15 protein-coding genes are annotated in these 14,563 nt (G+C 66.1%); 14 read left to right on the top strand and 1 reads right to left on the bottom strand.

The annotated features are described in order from the left end of the window. Positions 1-34 precede the first annotated feature (34 nt). The 9 genes from H9638_RS03705 (at position 35) to H9638_RS03670 (ending at position 6,454) form a co-directional block, all read left to right on the top strand. Positions 35-1,321, top strand: coding sequence for a molybdopterin molybdotransferase MoeA (locus H9638_RS03705; protein WP_191745876.1), 1,287 nt, complete (start codon positions 35-37; stop codon positions 1,319-1,321). A 38-nt stretch (positions 1,322-1,359) separates the two neighbouring features. Further along, positions 1,360-1,875, top strand: coding sequence for a cyclic pyranopterin monophosphate synthase MoaC (moaC, locus tag H9638_RS03700; protein ID WP_191745875.1), 516 nt, complete (start codon positions 1,360-1,362; stop codon positions 1,873-1,875). Beyond that, positions 1,872-2,372: a MogA/MoaB family molybdenum cofactor biosynthesis protein gene (locus tag H9638_RS03695; protein ID WP_191745874.1), complete on the top strand. Its 501-nt coding sequence runs from the start codon at positions 1,872-1,874 to the stop codon at positions 2,370-2,372. Before moaC ends, H9638_RS03695 begins: the two co-directional genes overlap by 4 nt. Beyond that, positions 2,362-2,802, top strand: coding sequence for a molybdenum cofactor biosynthesis protein MoaE (locus H9638_RS03690; RefSeq protein ID WP_191745873.1), 441 nt, complete (start codon positions 2,362-2,364; stop codon positions 2,800-2,802). Before H9638_RS03695 ends, H9638_RS03690 begins: the two co-directional genes overlap by 11 nt. 16 nt (positions 2,803-2,818) lie before the next feature. Then, positions 2,819-3,577: a 4-hydroxy-tetrahydrodipicolinate reductase gene (gene dapB / locus H9638_RS03685; protein ID WP_191745872.1), complete on the top strand. Its 759-nt coding sequence runs from the start codon at positions 2,819-2,821 to the stop codon at positions 3,575-3,577. Between the two features lie 12 nt (positions 3,578-3,589). Next, complete coding sequence (locus H9638_RS03680) at positions 3,590-4,069, top strand: hypothetical protein (protein WP_191745871.1); 480 nt, start codon at positions 3,590-3,592, stop codon at positions 4,067-4,069. A gap of 105 nt (positions 4,070-4,174) precedes the next feature. Then, positions 4,175-5,677 carry an MDR family MFS transporter gene (locus H9638_RS03675; protein WP_404799623.1) on the top strand — a complete coding sequence of 501 codons (1,503 nt, stop codon included), beginning with the start codon at positions 4,175-4,177 and terminating at the stop codon, positions 5,675-5,677. Positions 5,678-5,756: 79 nt separating this feature from the next. After that, on the top strand, positions 5,757-5,984 hold the full coding sequence (locus tag H9638_RS16735; protein ID WP_225216988.1) for a hypothetical protein: 228 nt from the start codon (positions 5,757-5,759) through the stop codon (positions 5,982-5,984). Next, a complete protein-coding gene (locus tag H9638_RS03670; protein ID WP_225217031.1) occupies positions 5,981-6,454 on the top strand; it encodes a DUF2268 domain-containing putative Zn-dependent protease in 474 nt (157 codons plus the stop codon). The genes H9638_RS16735 and H9638_RS03670 overlap by 4 nt, the downstream gene beginning before the upstream one ends. 23 nt (positions 6,455-6,477) lie before the next feature. Here the strand turns inward: H9638_RS03670 and H9638_RS03665 are convergent, their stop codons facing one another. Beyond that, complete coding sequence (locus H9638_RS03665; protein WP_191745870.1) at positions 6,478-7,650, bottom strand: heparan-alpha-glucosaminide N-acetyltransferase domain-containing protein; 1,173 nt, start codon at positions 7,648-7,650, stop codon at positions 6,478-6,480. A gap of 121 nt (positions 7,651-7,771) precedes the next feature. On the opposite strand from H9638_RS03665, the gene dapA reads away from it, so the two are divergent. The 5 genes from dapA to H9638_RS03640 all read left to right on the top strand — a co-directional run bounded on the left by dapA (position 7,772) and on the right by H9638_RS03640 (position 14,480). Beyond that, complete coding sequence (gene dapA / locus H9638_RS03660) at positions 7,772-8,692, top strand: 4-hydroxy-tetrahydrodipicolinate synthase (protein WP_191745869.1); 921 nt, start codon at positions 7,772-7,774, stop codon at positions 8,690-8,692. A 6-nt stretch (positions 8,693-8,698) separates the two neighbouring features. Further along, a complete protein-coding gene (locus tag H9638_RS03655) occupies positions 8,699-10,390 on the top strand; it encodes a ribonuclease J (RefSeq protein WP_191745868.1) in 1,692 nt (563 codons plus the stop codon). Between the two features lie 121 nt (positions 10,391-10,511). After that, positions 10,512-13,382, top strand: a complete 2,871-nt coding sequence (locus tag H9638_RS03650) for an FtsK/SpoIIIE family DNA translocase (RefSeq protein ID WP_191745867.1) — start codon at positions 10,512-10,514, stop codon at positions 13,380-13,382. A 19-nt stretch (positions 13,383-13,401) separates the two neighbouring features. After that, positions 13,402-14,007, top strand: coding sequence for a CDP-diacylglycerol--glycerol-3-phosphate 3-phosphatidyltransferase (gene pgsA, locus H9638_RS03645; RefSeq protein ID WP_191745866.1), 606 nt, complete (start codon positions 13,402-13,404; stop codon positions 14,005-14,007). Continuing rightward, a complete protein-coding gene (locus H9638_RS03640; RefSeq protein ID WP_191745865.1) occupies positions 14,004-14,480 on the top strand; it encodes a CinA family protein in 477 nt (158 codons plus the stop codon). Before pgsA ends, H9638_RS03640 begins: the two co-directional genes overlap by 4 nt. The last annotated feature ends 83 nt before the right edge of the window (positions 14,481-14,563 follow it).

The raw sequence follows: 14,563 nt of genomic DNA, 5'->3' as shown, positions 1-14,563 counted from the left end.
TGCCCGCGGAAGGTGCACCCGGCCGAGGAGGAACGTGAGCAGCACAGGTACCCGCACCCGGACCGTGGGCGAGCATCGCCAACAGGTCCAGGACCTCCTGGCCGGCTGGCTGGCCGAGGTCCCGGTCCGCACTGAGACCCTCGGGCTGGAGCAGGCCGCCGGACGCGTCCTCGCCGGAAACGTCCGGGCCCCGCGCAGCCTCCCGCCTTTCGACAACTCGCAGATGGACGGCTATGCCGTCCGCGCGTCCGATCTCACCGCAGTCCCCTCGCCGGCCTCAGTTCAGGCAGACACAGTCCAGGCAGACACAGTTCAGCTGCTGGTTGCTGAGCCGATTCCTGCCGGTACAGCCGCTCCCGCACTGGCACCTGGAACCGCCGCCCCGATCATGACCGGCGCCATGCTGCCTGCCGGGGCGGACGCCGTCATCCCCATCGAGCGGGCGGTGCCCGATTCCTTCTATCCGGCCACGGAACACAGCGGAGCCACTGTGGCCCTCCCGGCCGGAATCGCGGCCGGGCAGTTCGTCCGCCCGGCGGGCAGTGACATTGCCGAAGGAAGGGTGGCACTGGCCGCGGGGACCCGGCTCGGAGCTGCCCACCTGGGGCTGTTGGCCGGCCTGGGGCTGGACTCCGTTACGGTCCGGGGCCGCTTCCGGGTGCTGCTGCTGAGCACGGGAGATGAGGTGGTGGAACCAGGAAAGCCGCTCGCCCCCGGGCAGATCCACGACGCCAACACCACGCTGCTGTCCGTAAGCCTGCGTGAGGCCGGCGCCGAAGTGACTCATTCCCGCATCGTCGCGGACCGCCCGGGACTTTTCCTGGAGCAGCTTCGGGACGATCTCCGGGGCCATCCCGCCGATCTGGTCCTGACCTCCGGCGGCATCAGCAAGGGCGCCTACGAAGTGGTCCGGCAGGCCCTGAGCGCCGGCGGTGCCGAGTTCCTCTCAGTGGCGATGCAGCCGGGAGGACCCCAGGGTATCGGCACCGTGGACGGGATTCCGTTCCTCGGTTTTCCGGGGAACCCGGTGAGCTGCCTCGTGTCCTTCGAAATGTTCCTCCGCCCCGCACTCAGCGCGCTGACCGGGATGCCCGCCCCGCGCCGGGAAATCCAGGCCAAGCTCGCCGATGCCGCAGCCAGTCCGGCCGGCAAGCTGCAGATCCGGAGGGGACGGTATATGGACGGCGCCGTGGAACTGGTTGGCGGGCCCGGGTCCCACCTGATCCACGCCCTGGCCTCGTCCAATGCCCTGGTCCAGCTTCCTGAAGACACCGAACACGCGGCGGCCGGGTCGGAAGTGACAGTATGGCTGTTGGACTAACCCCGCGTGCAGCACAGCACCACCGAAAGGATTCGCCCATGGCCGCAGAAGAGCCCGGAGCAGGCAACACCGGAGAAGAACGGGCCGCACCGGCGCTGACCCACGTCCGCGCCGACGGTACTGCCCACATGGTCGACGTATCCGCTAAAACCGAGACGTCCCGCGAAGCCACTGCCCAAGCTGTCCTGAGGACCACCGCGGACGTCGTCCGGCTGCTCTCGGAAGGCGGACTGCCGAAGGGCGATGCATTCGCCGTTTCCCGCGTAGCCGGGATTATGGCTGCCAAGCAGACCTCCAACCTCATCCCGCTGTGCCATCCGCTGCCGCTGACCAAGGTCACCATCGACTTCGAGCCACGGCAGGACGCCGTCGTGATGCGGGCCACCGTGAAGACCAAGGCCCTGACCGGCGTCGAAATGGAAGCGCTGACGGCCGTTTCCGTGACCGCGCTGACCCTCTACGACATGATCAAGGCGGTGGACAAGCACGCCGTGATTTCGGACATCATGGTGCTGGCCAAGTCCGGCGGCAAGAGCGGAGACTGGACACTGTGAGCACCGGCCCAACGGCACCGGCCCGCCGCACGGCGGCGATCCTGGTTGCCTCCACCCGGGCGGCCGCCGGCGTTTACCAGGACGAAGCCGGACCGCTGCTGCAGGACTGGTTCTACGCCCTGGGCTACGACGTTGTCCTCGCCGAAACCGTGCCCGACGGTGATCAGGTGGGGGAGGCCCTGGCACGCATGCTCGCACTGGAACCCTCCGTGCTGATAACCAGCGGCGGCACCGGGATCAGCCCCACCGACGTCACCCCGGAGCAGACCCTGCCGCTGCTTCAGCGCCAGGTCCCCGGCATCATGGAAGCCCTCCGCGCCGACGGGCTGGCCAAAACGCCCATGGCCGCGCTGAGCCGCGGTTACGCCGGAACCACGGGGCGGACCTTCGTCCTCAACCTGCCCGGCTCCCCGTCCGCGGTGGCGGACGGACTCGCGGTCCTGGAACCGATCCTTGGACACATCTGCGGCCTGCTGGAGGGTAAAAATGAGCACTAGCGAAGTTGTTGCTGCCACAGTCGGCACCACCGTTCTGGACCCCGAATCCGCCGCCAGTGCTGTCTGGACCCCGCAGGCCGGAGCCGTGGTGAGCTTCAGCGGCATCGTCCGGAACCACGACGGCGGCAAGGACGTGGCCTCGCTGGGTTACAGCGCGCACCCCACCGCTGCGGCGGTCATAGCGGACGTCGCCGCCGGCATCGCGGCGAAGTACGACGGCGTCCGCATCTGCGTCGCCCACCGCACCGGGCCGCTTCAGATCGGGGAAGCCGCCCTGGTGGCCGCTGTGGCCTCGGCCCACCGCGGCACCGCGTTCGCTGCGTGCTCAGAGCTCGTGGACACGGTGAAGGCACAGGTGCCGATCTGGAAGGAGCAGGTTTTCGGCGACGGATCGGTGGAGTGGGTGGGCGTCAGCGACGCCCCGGCCTGACCGGTAACCTGAAACCATGAGGAATAAACTGCCTGTCGCGGTGCTCGGAGCCACCGGACGCATGGGATCCGAAGCCGTCAAAGCCGTCGAAGCGGCTCCGGACATGGAACTGGTGGCCGCGCTCGGCCGCAATGACCCACTGGAAACCCTGGTGTCCGCGGGTGCCCGGCACGTGGTGGACCTGACCGTCCCGGACAGCACCGAAGCCAACGTCCGCTTCGCCGTCGACCATGGCATGCATGCCGTCGTCGGAACCACCGGCTGGGACGCCGGGCGCCTGGAGCGCCTGACGGCGCTGCTCGCGGAGCATCCCGAGACGGGTGTCCTCATCGCCCCCAACTTTGCCCTTGGTTCCGTGCTGGCCACCGCTTTCGCGGCCAAGGCCGCACCGTACTTCGAATCCGTGGAAGTGGTGGAACTGCATCACCCGGACAAGGTGGACGCACCCTCAGGCACCGCCGCCCGCACCGCTGAACTGATGGCCCGCTCCCGTGCCGAAGCGGGGACCGCGCCTTCACCGGACGCCACAGTAAAGGAACTTCCAGGCGCCCGCGGAGCCGACGTAGACGGTATCCGTGTGCATTCCGTCCGCCTCCGCGGACTGGTAGCCCACCAGGAAGTCCTGCTGGGCGGGGAAGGCGAGCAGCTCACCATCCGCCACGATTCCTACGACCGGGCCTCCTTTATGCCCGGAGTGCTGCTCGGGCTGCGGCAGGTCGCGGAGCACCCGGGCCTGACCGTCGGACTCGACGGCTACCTCAACCTGAACGCCTAAGGAAACCCTGCGTTGTCCACATTCTTTTCCGGCCTGTTCCATAACCGGGCGAAAATCGGTGTCCTCCTGGTCACCCTGCTCCTGGCTTTCTACCTGGTGGTTGTCGCCCAGCGCGGCTGGCTCCTGCTGACCTCCGACGGGTTGACCGCCAAAGCCATGGGCCTGGCGTACTTTGTGCTGCCACTGGTTGGTGTGTGGGCGCTGGTGCGCGAGCTGCTGTTCGGTGTGCAGACCGAGAAAATGGCCAACATCCTTGCCGACGAGGGCGGGCTGCCGGTCGATGACCTGCCGCGCACCCCGGGCGGCAGGATTGTGCGGGAGGCCGCCGATGCCCAGTTCCCGGCCTATCAGGCCGAGGTCGAAGCCGCCCCGGACAGCTGGCGTGCCTGGTTCCGGTTGTCCTGCGCCTACGACGCCGCCGGTGACCGCAAGCGAGCCCGCTCGGCAATGCGGAAGGCCGGGAAGCTGTTCGAGCCCGCACGCCAGTCCTAACCCGCCTGAGCCTGCCCGCCCTGCCGGTGCGTCCCGGCCGGCCACCGGTACTCAGCCAGGGTGCCGTCCGGAAACACTGTTTTTTCCAGCCAACCTAGGATTCCCTTGACTAAAACGGCCGCAGGCCACGATTCTTCGTCCGCTTCAGCACAGTCCCCGGCTGCGCCTGCTGATCTGCATGCCGGCCGCAACCGGCTCGTCATCGGCATCCTGATCGTCTCGGCGTTCGTCGTCATCCTGAATGAAACGATCATGAGCGTGGCGCTGCCTACGCTGATGGCAGACCTGGACATCAGCGCGGCCAGTGCCCAGTGGCTGACCACAGGCTTCCTGCTCACCATGGCGGTCATCATCCCCGTCACGGGTTTCCTGCTGCAGCGTTTCCATACCCGGCAGATCTTCCTTCTGGCCATGATCCTGTTCAGCGCTGGCACCCTCCTGGGGGCGGCAGCACCGGGCTTTGCGGTGCTGCTGATCGCCCGCGTGGTGCAGGCCAGCGGCACGGCCATCATGCTGCCGCTGCTGATGACCACGGCGATGACGCTGGTGGCACCGGCCGCCCGCGGACGCACCATGGGCAACATCTCAATCGTGATCTCCGTGGCGCCGGCGATTGGCCCCACGATCTCCGGAATCATCCTCAGCGCGCTCAGCTGGCGGTTTATGTTCATCATCGTGCTGCCGATCGCCGTCGCCGCGCTGGTGCTTGGCGCCGTGAAGATCCAGAACGTGACCGAGCCCCGCAAGGTTCCCCTGGATGTGCTTTCCGTGATCCTTTCGGCGTTCGCCTTCGGTGGGCTGCTCTACGGGCTTTCCGCGATCGGGGAAAGCGCCTCGCATGCTCCGGCTCCGGTCCCGCCGCTGCTGCCCTTCGCCGTCGGCGTGGCTGCACTGGTCCTGTTCATCTTCCGGCAGGTGCGGCTCGCCCGAGTCTCCGCACCGCTGCTGGACCTCCGCACCTTCCGGAGCCGGAACTTCTCCATCTCGATCGCCATGATCGCGGTCTCCAGCATCGCGCTTTTCGGCAGCCTTATTGTCCTGCCGATTTACATGCAGTCAGTGCTCGGCCTGGATACCCTAACCACCGGGCTGATGCTGCTTCCCGGCGGGCTCATCATGGGCGTCCTGTCACCGGTCGTTGGCCGCATTTATGACAAAGCCGGACCCACAGCGCTGCTGGTTGCGGGCTCCGTCCTGGTCAGCGCTTCACTGTGGATCATGGCGACCGCGCTGAACGCGGACACGCCCGCGCTGATGATCCCCGCCGTCCACGTTGTCCTGAGCATTGGGCTGGCGATGACGTTCACCCCGCTGTTCACCTCAGCACTTGGATCCCTGAAACCCAGCCTCTATTCCCACGGCAGCGCCATCCTGAACACCGTGCAGCAGGTCATGGGTGGTGCCGGCACAGCTCTGTTCGTGACCCTGCTGTCCACCGGGACCGCGGACCGGCTGGCCCAGGGCGCCGGGGAGCTCGAAGCGACGGCCGCAGGGGTTCAGACGGCCTTCCTCGCCGGGGCCTGCATCAGCCTGCTCGCCGTCGCCGCGGGCTTTTTCGTCCGGAATCCCGCAGCCCAGGGAGAAGCCCCGCTTCCTGCGGCCCACTGACGCGCTCCCCGCTTCCCGGGGCAGGCGAGTAGGAGGAATGCTTGACCTTGACGCTGCGTAAACCTTTAGGGTGAACCGCATGATCACTGTCCTAGACACTGCAGAAGGTATGGCCGCCGTACTGGCGGCCCCGGAGCAACACCGTCCTGATGTGCTGCGCAGGATGCTGGCACCCGTGGCGGGAATGTACCGGTATGTCCCGGGCGAGCCCGACCCGGTGGCGATGCATACGATGGGTTTCGGATTTCCCCTGGACAGACGCATCGATGAGAGCCGGGAGGCACTGGCCCAGCTGGTGGTTCGCTGACGCTCTGGCCCACCCGGGAGAATCTGGAACGGCTGGAAGCAGCGGCCGTTCACGAACTGAACCACAACCTGCGTTATGCCCCGGGCGGCATCGTCTGGGACCCGGCCACGGTTGTGGTGGGGGAGCACGTTGTATCCGAAGGGCTTGCCGATGCCTTCGCCCGTCAGCTTTACGGGACAGCTGGATACACGCCCATGGGCACGCCGCACCTGGACGATGACGCCGTCTTCGGCAAGGTGCTCACCGGACTGAACATTGGAGGTATGCAGAACTTCACCGCATGGGTGCATGGGGACGACGCCGCGGAACGCTTCGGAGCCGAGCCGGTGGGTCTGCCGGCAGGAGCCGGATACGCTGCGGGGAACCGGTTGGTTGACGCCTATCTCGCTGCCACGGACTGCACTGCGGCCCAGGCGCTGCACGCACAGAGCCGGGACATCATCGACACGGCGCTCCGCTCGCTCCGCTGAAACCGGCAAAGACCCGCGTGCCCCTACCGCCGGTTCTCCGCCAGGGTCCCGTCCCGGGCCAGCCGCGAGGCGCCGGACGCGATGGTCTCCAGCGGGCCGCGGGAACCGAGCCGGATGAACGCCATGCCAATCAGCACGGCGGCTGCCGCCTGGAGCCAGAAGACCCAGCCAGGATCCAGTGCCGGTTCCTGGGCATCCACCAGGGCCATGACCCAGATATGCATGCTGTAGAGCGTCAGCGTGATGGCTCCGGCGGCGGAGAGCGGCAGCAGCAGATTAGGCCGTGCCCGGGTGAGCAGCAGGCAGATCCCAACAACGGCGGCAGCCGTCCCGGCGGTGTGCAGCAGGTCGAACGTGGTTCCGGAATGCGGTGCACTGACCGTGAGCCACCACCAGGAGCCGGACTGGTCGACGCCGGTGAGGTTCACTTCCAGCATCCGTCCGATCGGCCACGTCTGCCCCGATTCGGTCTTCAGGAGTTCTGCGAAACCACCGCCATCAATGAGCAGGTACCAGCTGAGATACTTTGAGCCTACGGCCGCAAAGATCCCGGCGAAGACCAGTCCCACCTGCACCGCCAGGTTCGAGAGCCGCAGCCGGCCAACCACCATGCCGATCAGAAGGTAGCTCATCCATTGGACAGTGGGGTATACCCCCGTGAACAGGACATCGGCCAGCAGGGCAGCCGGTTCCAGGAAATGCTCCCAGGTGATATTCCCGTCGACACCGGGTGGAACCAGGTTCGCATTGATCCAGGGCCGCACCAAGTAGGCCAGTACGGGGGAGAGGCATACCCAGACACCCGCCCAGACCGCAAGCCGCGGCAGCCGCATGTTCGTGAACGGCAGGACCATCAGGAACAGGACAGCGTAATGGAACAAGATGATGGCAATCGAGGTCTCCAGCCCGCCGAGCAGCAGGCCGATCAGCGCGATGACCCCTGCGCGCGCGGCGATGCCACGCCGGTTCCGGGCGGGGGAACGCGCGGAACCCGGATCGGCGCCGCCGGTCAGTAAGGCGATTCCTATGCCCGCCACCACGGCGAAAAGCGCCGACGCGCGTCCGGAAAAGAGCAAGGCCGCCAGGGAAGGTGCTCCCGTTTCAGGGTTATACAGCGGGAAGATGTGAGTCGACATCATTCCAAGCAGCGCCACTCCCCGGGCAGCGTCGATGCCCGTCAGCCGTGTTCTGCTCATTCCTGAATCGTCTCACAACGGCCTTGACATCCCTGTGCGGCACCCACCGGACCCAAAACCCTGCGGCGCACCAGGCGTCTCCGTTGTCCCAATCGCAGGTCCAACAGGTAACGTTTTACCCATGGCAGACTCTGATATTCGTTCCCGTCCGTTTGGAACCCTGGTGACGGCGATGGTCACCCCGTTTACAGCCGACGGTGAGGTGGATTTTGAGGCCACCGCGTTCCTGGCCAACAAGCTGGTCGAAGACGGCTGCGACGGTCTTGTCATCTCCGGAACCACCGGCGAAACCTCCACGCTGGAGGACAGCGAAAAGGAAGACCTCTTCCGCGTCGTAGCGGAGACTGTCGGAGGCCGGGCCAAGGTCATTGCCGGGACCGGAACCAACCACACCTCCCACTCGGTGGAAATGGCGAAGCGGGCCGAACGTGCCGGTGCCGACGGCCAGCTGGTTGTCACCCCGTACTACAACAAGCCCACCCAGGCCGGTGTGCTGGCACACTTCGACGCCGTTTCCCAGGCGAGCGAACTGCCCATCATGATCTATGACATCCCGGGCCGCGCCGGGATCCCGATCACCACCGAGACGATGTTCCGTCTCGCTGAAAACCCCAAGGTCCTGGCCCTCAAGGATGCCAAGGCCGACTTTGCTGCCGTCACCCGGGTCATGGCCAACACCACCCTGGACGTCTATGCCGGCGACGACGGACTGACGCTGCCGTGGATGGTGGCCGGCGCCGCCGGCGTCGTGAGCGTCAGTGCCCACGTGGCCGCCCGGGAGTTCCGGGCCCTGGTCGACGCAGCCGCGGCAGGAGATTTCGACAAGGCGCGCAGGATCCACTTCGACCTGGATCCCGTAGTGCGCGCAGTAATGACACACATACCAGGTGCCATTTCCGCCAAGCAGATCCTCAAGATGCAGGGAGTGATCCCCAACGCCGCTGTACGGCTGCCGCTGGTGGCTCCCGACGCCATTGAAATGGAAGCTGTCCTGGCGGACCTGGCCGAAGCAGGATGGGACTTTTCCCAGGACAAGGCGTAATACAACATGATTGAAACTGCGGATACCGCACTGAAGACCCCTCCCCGCCTCAAGCCGGGGACGCTGCGCATCGTGGCCCTGGGCGGGCTCGGCGAAATCGGCCGCAACATGGCCGTTTTCGAAATCGACGGCAAGCTGCTCATCGTGGACTGCGGTGTGCTCTTCCCGGAGGAGACGCAGCCCGGCGTTGACCTGATCCTGCCGGACTTCTCCTACATCGAGGACCGGCTGGACGACGTTGTGGGCGTGGTGCTCACCCACGGACACGAGGACCACATCGGCGCGGTTCCTTACCTGCTGCGCCTGAAAAAGGACATCCCGCTGATCGGTTCCCAGCTGACGCTGGCGCTGATCGAGGCGAAACTGCAGGAACACCGGATCAAGCCCTTCACCCTCACGGTCAAAGAAGGCCAGGTTGAGCAGTTCGGCCCCTTCGAGTGCGAGTTCGTGGCCGTCAACCACTCCATCCCGGACGCCCTGGCGGTGTTCATCCGCACCCGCGCGGGCACTGTCCTGCACACCGGTGACTTCAAGATGGACCAGCTGCCGCTGGACGGCCGCATCACCGACCTGCGTGCCTTCGCCCGGCTGGGCGAGGAGGGCGTGGACCTCTACATGGCGGACTCCACAAACGCCGATGTCCCCGGCTTCACCTCACCGGAACGAAACATCGGCCCGGTGCTCGAAGAGCTTTTCGGCAAGGTCAAAAAGCGGATCATCGTCGCTTCCTTCTCCTCCCACATCCACCGCGTCCAGCAGGTGCTCGACGCCGCTGCCGCGCACGGCCGCAAGGTCTGCTTCGTGGGACGCTCCATGGTCCGGAACATGGCCATCGCGGAGAAGCTGGGCTACCTGAACGTTCCCGACGGCATCCTCGTGGACCTGAAGAACGTGGACAACATGCCCGACCACAAGCTGGTGCTGATGTCCACCGGTTCGCAGGGTGAGCCCATGGCCGCGCTCTCGCGCATGGCCAACGGCGACCACCGGATCAGTGTCGGCCGCGGTGACACCGTCATCCTGGCCTCCTCCCTGATCCCCGGTAATGAGAACGCCGTTTACCGCGTGATCAACGGGCTGATGAAGCTTGGCGCCGACGTCGTCCACAAGGGCACGGCCAAGATCCACGTTTCCGGGCACGCCTCGGCCGGGGAGCTGCTCTACACGTACAACATCCTGAAGCCGAAGAACGCCATGCCCGTGCACGGTGAAACCCGCCACCTGATCGCTAACGGCAAGCTGGCGGCCCAGACCGGCGTCCCGGAAGAGAACATCATCCTGGCCGACGACGGCACCGTGGTGGACCTGGTCAACGGCAAGGCCCGCGTTGTCGGCAGCGTTGAATGCGGCCTGGTCTACGTGGATGGTTCGAGCGTTGGCGAAATCACCGACACTGACCTCAAGGACCGCCGCATCCTGGGCGAAGAAGGCTTCATCTCCGTCATCACCGTGGTGAACCGCAACACCGGAACCATCGTGTCCGGGCCGGAAATCCACGCCCGCGGATTCGCCGAAGACGACACCGTGTTTGACGAGATCAAACCCAAGATCAGCAAGGCACTGGAAGAAGCGGTGATGTCCAACCGGGATCACACCGCCTACCAGCTGCAGCAGGTTGTCCGCCGCGTCGTCGGCACCTGGGTCAACCGCCGCCTGCGCCGCCGTCCCATGATCGTTCCGGTGGTCCTGGAAGCTTAGCCCGGCCTGTTCGCAGGCCCCTGATTCCTCCCCGGCCGGGGTTCCCGGCGGGGGAGGAACAGTGCCTGGATTGGCGCGTATATTCGGGGTTTTGCCGCCCTGATCCGGTAGCGTGGCAGGTATGGCGACTCGTACTTCCCCTGCCGCGCGCGGCAGTTCCTCCAGTCGGACACCTGCCCGCAACGCCGGCGGGAGTTCCGGGGGAAAAGCTGCGCCACGGGGGAAAGCCACCGGCAGGCAGGCCAAGGCCCAGCCTGAAGAGACGCTCCCGCTGCCCCTGCGGGCCATTCAGGGGGCTTGGATGGGAGTCGCCCGGATCGTGGGCGCCGGGGTGCGCAAACTGGGCACCGACGTCGTTCCGGACCGTGAGATCCGCCGCGACGGCACCGGCTTCTTCCTGATCCTCACCGCACTGCTGGTCGCCACCGTTGAATGGTGGGCGCTCCGCGGGCCGGTGGCCGACGTCATTCACGCCGGCGCCGCCGGCACCTTCGGCTGGATGGCCGTCGTCCTGCCCTTTATGCTCCTGACCGCCTCGGTCCGCCTGTTCCGCTACCCGGAACGTCACCGCGCCAACGGCCGGATCAGCATCGGCCTGACCTTGATGCTCTGCTCGGGCGCTGGAATCACGCACCTTATCGGCGGTGCTCCTGCCTTGTCCGACGGGTTCGACCAGCTGTGGATCTCCGGTGGAATTGTCGGTTTCCTTGTGGCCGGGCCGCTGTCGGCCGCGATCACCAAATGGCCCGTCATCATCCTGCTGTCGCTGCTGGTCTTCATCTCCATCCTGATCGTCACGGCCACGCCGTTCCGGCACATTCCGCTGCGCCTGCGCGCCCTCTACGAACACCTCATGGGCCAGGACCTGGCTCAGGATGATCCCGAGGCCCATGACCAGAGCTACCTCTACGCAACCGACCGCCAGGCGAAGCCGAAGAAACCCAAAAAGCCCAGCCGCTTCGGACGTGCACGCAAGGATGATGAGCTGGAGCACAGCGAGGGTTTCGCCGGCGATGAGGCATTCGAAGCCGCACTGCTGCGTGATGAAGAGGAGCGGCAGGAAGCGGCCCTGGCCGAACCTGCGGTTCCCCCGGGCGTCCGCCGCCCCACCAAGGCCGAACTCGCCACGCAGAAGCTGCGCCGGCAGCAGGGCCTCGAGGAGGACACCGAACCGCCGACAGAAGCGATTTCCCTGGTCCCCGAGGCCGCTGCCTCCCTTGCCGCGGTTCCGCCGGTGCCTCCGGTGCCCTCGCGCCCCGTGGCCAATGTGCCGCCGTCGGCTCCGATCCCGCAGCGCACCGAACAGCTGCAGCTCTCCGGCGACGTCACCTATACGCTGCCGCCGTCGGACTTCCTGCCCTCCGGCCCGCCCGCCAAGGAACGCTCCGAGGCCAACGACGCCGTGGTTGCCGCCCTGACCCACACCCTCGAGCAGTTCAACGTGGACGCCAAGGTCACCGGCTTCTCCCGCGGCCCGACAGTGACGCGCTACGAGATCGAACTCGGTGAAGGCACCAAGGTGGAGCGCGTGACCGCGCTGTCCAAGAACATCTCCTACGCCGTAGCCAGTTCCGACGTGCGCATCCTCTCGCCGATCCCGGGCAAATCAGCCATCGGCATCGAAATTCCGAACGCGGACAAGGAAGTCGTGGCGCTGGGCGACGTGCTGCGCTCCAACGCTGCCCGCAAGACCGAACACCCGATGGTCATGGGCGTGGGCAAGGATGTTGAAGGCGGTTTCGTCGTGGCCAACCTTGCGAAGATGCCGCACCTCCTGGTGGCCGGCGCCACCGGTGCCGGTAAGTCATCCTTCGTGAACTCCATGATCACCTCGATCCTGATGCGCTCAACACCGGATGAGGTCCGGATGGTCATGGTGGACCCCAAGCGCGTGGAACTCACCGCCTATGAAGGTGTGCCGCACCTGATTACCCCGATCATCACCAACCCGAAGAAGGCCGCCGAGGCGCTGCAGTGGGTGGTCCGGGAAATGGACACCCGCTACGACGACCTGGCCAACTTCGGTTTCAAGCACATCGACGACTTCAACAAAGCCGTGCGTAACGGCAAGGTGGTGCCCCCGGCGGGCTCCAAACGGGTCATCCGCGCCTACCCGTACCTGCTGGTGATCGTGGACGAGCTCGCTGACCTGATGATGGTTGCCCCGCGCGACGTCGAAGACTCGATCGTGCGCATCACCCAGCTGGCCCGTGCCGCCGGTATCCACCTGGTGCTCGCCACCCAGCGCCCCTCCGTCGACGTCGTCACCGGCCTGATCAAGGCCAACGTTCCCTCCCGCATGGCGTTCGCCACCTCATCAGTCACCGACTCCCGTGTGGTCCTGGACCAGCCGGGCGCCGAGAAGCTCCTGGGCCAGGGCGACGCCCTGTTCCTGCCGATGGGCTCCAACAAGCCGATCCGTGTCCAGGGCGCCTGGGTGACCGAGTCGGAGATCCACCGCGTGGTGGAGCACGTCAAGACGCAGCTGCAGGCCGTCTACCGTGAGGACGTGGCCGTTACTGCGCCCAAGAAACAGATCGACGATGACATCGGAGACGATCTCAACGTCCTGCTGCAGGCCACCGAACTTGTGGTCACCACCCAGTTCGGCTCCACCTCCATGCTCCAGCGCAAGCTCCGGGTCGGTTTCGCCAAGGCTGGACGCCTGATGGACCTGCTCGAATCCCGGGGAGTGGTCGGTCCGTCCGAAGGCTCCAAGGCCCGCGACGTGCTGGTCAAACCGGATGACCTGGCAGCCACGCTGGCCGCCATCCAGGGCGGTGAACCGCTCTCCGGTCCCGACGCGGCCACCACAGCCGCACTGGCGGACAACGCGAACGTGAACCAGGGGTTTGACGCCGACGGTCCGGTGGACCTCGTGTCCCAGGATCTGGACTCCCGGCCGCAGGCAGCGGAGTATTACGACGGCGCCGACGGCTCCGGAAGCGACGAGGACGGATCAGAGGACGCATGGAATCTCACCGGACGCTGAATCCGGTTAGTCTGGAACTGTGAGCAACTCCCCAGCCGAGCGGGTTCCGACGCTGAACATCGCCAACGTCCTGACCGTCATCCGCATCGTCATGGTGCCGCTGTTCATCTGGTTCCTTGTGGCGGACGACGGACGCGACGGCCTGTTCCGGTGGTTGGCGGTGGCGACCTTCGCCGTCGCTATCTACACGGACAAGCTCGACGGCGACCTGGCCCGCAGCCGTGGACTGATCACCGACTTCGGCAAGATCGCCGATCCCATTGCCGACAAGCTGCTGATCGGCTCCGCCCTGGTCATGCTCTCGATCCTCGGCGAGCTGTGGTGGTGGGTCACGATCGTCATCCTGGTCCGCGAAATCGGAATCACCATCATGCGGTTCGTGGTGATCCGCTATGGCGTGATGGCTGCTTCCCGCGGCGGCAAGCTCAAGACCGTTATCCAGACTCTGGCAATCTTCCTGTTCCTGCTGCCCCTGACCTCCTGGCTGGGGGACTGGGCCTGGTGGATCAGCGCCACCGTGATGGCAGCCGCCGTCGTCGTCACCGTGGTGACCGGCATCGACTATGTCCTGCAGGCCATCCGCCTGCGCGCCGGTGCGCGCGGCGGAACCGGCCGCACCTCATGACCAGCCCTGCTCCCGCTATTGTGGCTGCTGCGGTCAGCCGCGGAATGCGCGTCGCAGCTGCTGAGTCGCTGACCGCCGGGATGCTCGCTGCGGAGCTGGGCACTGTTCCCGGGGCCTCGGCGGTACTTCAGGGCGGCGTCGTGGCGTACCAGAATTCGGTCAAGGTACAGGTTTTGGGTGTGTCGGAGGATTTGCTGCAGGAGGCTGGCTCCGTCGATTCAGCGGTGGCGGAGCAGATGGCTGAAGGGGTCCGGCGGCTGCTGTACGCGGATATTGGAGTCTCCACCACCGGTGTGGCGGGTCCGGAGCCGCATGATGGCAAGCCGGTGGGTACTGTGTTTATTGGGATCGCCACGGTCGCCGGAGCCAGGTCCCAGGGTTTCCGGTTCCAGGGAGACCGCGCCGCCATCCGGCGGCAGGCCTGCGCTGCGGCTTTGGAACTGCTCGCCGGCGAGCTGGCGCAGGAACACTAGCGCAGGAAGTGCTTCACTGCGCAGGCAGCTGACGTGGCCGGGAACAAATCCGAAACCACGTCAGTTGTTAGTATCAGGAACCG

Origin of the sequence: Arthrobacter pullicola (assembly GCF_014836875.1) — a bacterium.
Lineage (GTDB): Bacteria > Actinomycetota > Actinomycetes > Actinomycetales > Micrococcaceae > Arthrobacter_B > Arthrobacter_B pullicola.
Note: the sequence above shows the minus strand (reverse complement) of the source record. Positions and strands in the feature narration are given on the sequence as shown.

What these genes read in the sequence shown, in the direction of transcription:
- H9638_RS03640 (WP_191745865.1), top strand. Translation starts at nt 14,004, where the DNA reads ATGACCAGCCCTGCTCCCGCTATTGTGGCTGCTGCGGTCAGCCGCGGA.
- H9638_RS16735 (WP_225216988.1), top strand. Translation starts at nt 5,757, where the DNA reads ATGATCACTGTCCTAGACACTGCAGAAGGTATGGCCGCCGTACTGGCG.
- H9638_RS03655 (WP_191745868.1), top strand. Translation starts at nt 8,699, where the DNA reads ATGATTGAAACTGCGGATACCGCACTGAAGACCCCTCCCCGCCTCAAG.
- dapB (WP_191745872.1), top strand. Translation starts at nt 2,819, where the DNA reads ATGAGGAATAAACTGCCTGTCGCGGTGCTCGGAGCCACCGGACGCATG.
- H9638_RS03650 (WP_191745867.1), top strand. Translation starts at nt 10,512, where the DNA reads ATGGCGACTCGTACTTCCCCTGCCGCGCGCGGCAGTTCCTCCAGTCGG.
- H9638_RS03690 (WP_191745873.1), top strand. Translation starts at nt 2,362, where the DNA reads ATGAGCACTAGCGAAGTTGTTGCTGCCACAGTCGGCACCACCGTTCTG.
- moaC (WP_191745875.1), top strand. Translation starts at nt 1,360, where the DNA reads ATGGCCGCAGAAGAGCCCGGAGCAGGCAACACCGGAGAAGAACGGGCC.
- H9638_RS03665 (WP_191745870.1), bottom strand. Translation starts at nt 7,650, where the DNA reads ATGAGCAGAACACGGCTGACGGGCATCGACGCTGCCCGGGGAGTGGCG.
- dapA (WP_191745869.1), top strand. Translation starts at nt 7,772, where the DNA reads ATGGCAGACTCTGATATTCGTTCCCGTCCGTTTGGAACCCTGGTGACG.